1 protein-coding gene is annotated in these 1,198 nt (G+C 53.2%); it reads left to right on the top strand.

All coding sequences use genetic code 11. From position 1 onward, the window contains the following. The first annotated feature begins 71 nt into the window (after positions 1–71). Positions 72–1,159, top strand: a protein-coding gene (locus tag FO268_RS22705) for an IS3 family transposase (protein WP_225316971.1) whose coding sequence is annotated in 2 segments (ribosomal slippage) — positions 72–333 and positions 333–1,159 — 1,089 coding nt in all. Because the reading frame shifts where the segments join, the coding sequence is not laid out codon by codon here. The last annotated feature ends 39 nt before the right edge of the window (positions 1,160–1,198 follow it).

The raw sequence follows: 1,198 nt of genomic DNA, 5'->3' as shown, positions 1-1,198 counted from the left end.
GGTAATCCCCCCGAAAAACAGCGGTGATCAAAAGTAGAATTTTCCGTAAGCTAGACGCAGGGAGATTCTGCATGAAGAAGTCACGTTTTTCCGACAGCCAGATCCTGTCGATCCTCAAGCAAGCCGAGAACGGCGTGCCGGTCCCGGAGCTGTGCCGAGAGCACGGCATGAGCAACGCCAGTTTTTATAAATGGCGGGCCAAGTTCGGTGGCATGGACGCGTCCATGATGGCTCGCTTGAAAGAGCTGGAGGATGAAAACCGCCGGCTCAAGAAGATGTATGCCGAGGAACGATTGAAGGCTGACATCCTCAAGGAAGCTATCGAAAAAAAGTGGTAAAGCCGTCTCGTCGCCGTGAGATGGCGCAGAAAGCCGTCAATGAGAAGCACGTCAGTATTCGCCTGGCTTGCTGGATGTTCAGCATCAGCGAGACCTGCTATCGCTACCGGGCAAAGCTCAGCAGCGAGAATGCCGAAATCGCGGACTGGCTGATCCGACTGACCCATAACCAGCGGAACTGGGGCTTTGGTCTGTGTTTCCTGCATTTGCGCAATGTGAAAGGCTTTGCCTGGAATCACAAACGGGTTTACCGGATTTATCGGGAGCTGGAACTGAATCTGCGAATCAAACCTAAAAAGCGCCTGGTTCGTGAAAAGCCTGAACCCTTGGCCGTGCCGGAAATCATCAATGACAGTTGGTCGATGGACTTCATGCACGACCAGCTTAACGACGGTCGCAGTTACCGACTGCTGAATGTGATTGATGACTTTAACCGGGAAGGCCTTGGCATCGAAGTGGACTTCTCGCTTCCGGCAGAGCGGGTTATCCGATCACTGGAGCAGATCATTGAGTGGCGTGGGAAACCGCGCTCTATTCGCTGTGACAACGGTCCTGAGTACATCAGCGGCAAGCTGTCAGCCTGGGCCGACAAACAAGACATCAAGCTGGCGTTTATCCAGCCGGGCAAACCGCAGCAGAATGCCTATATTGAACGCTACAACCGAACAGTCCGTTACGATTGGCTGGCGCAGTATTTGTTCGACAGCACTGAAGAAGTCCAGGACTATGCCACTCGCTGGCTCTGGCACTACAATCACGAACGACCCAATATGGGACTCGGAGGGATTACCCCTCAACAGAAGTTGGCCATGATGGCCTAAGGTCTACTTTTGAACCCCGCTAAAAATGGGGGGATTACC

Origin of the sequence: Marinobacter denitrificans (genome assembly GCF_008795955.1) — a bacterium.
GTDB classification, from domain to species: domain Bacteria; phylum Pseudomonadota; class Gammaproteobacteria; order Pseudomonadales; family Oleiphilaceae; genus Marinobacter; species Marinobacter denitrificans.
The sequence above is the reverse complement of the archived record's forward strand: the minus strand, read 5'-3'. Positions and strand labels throughout refer to the sequence as shown.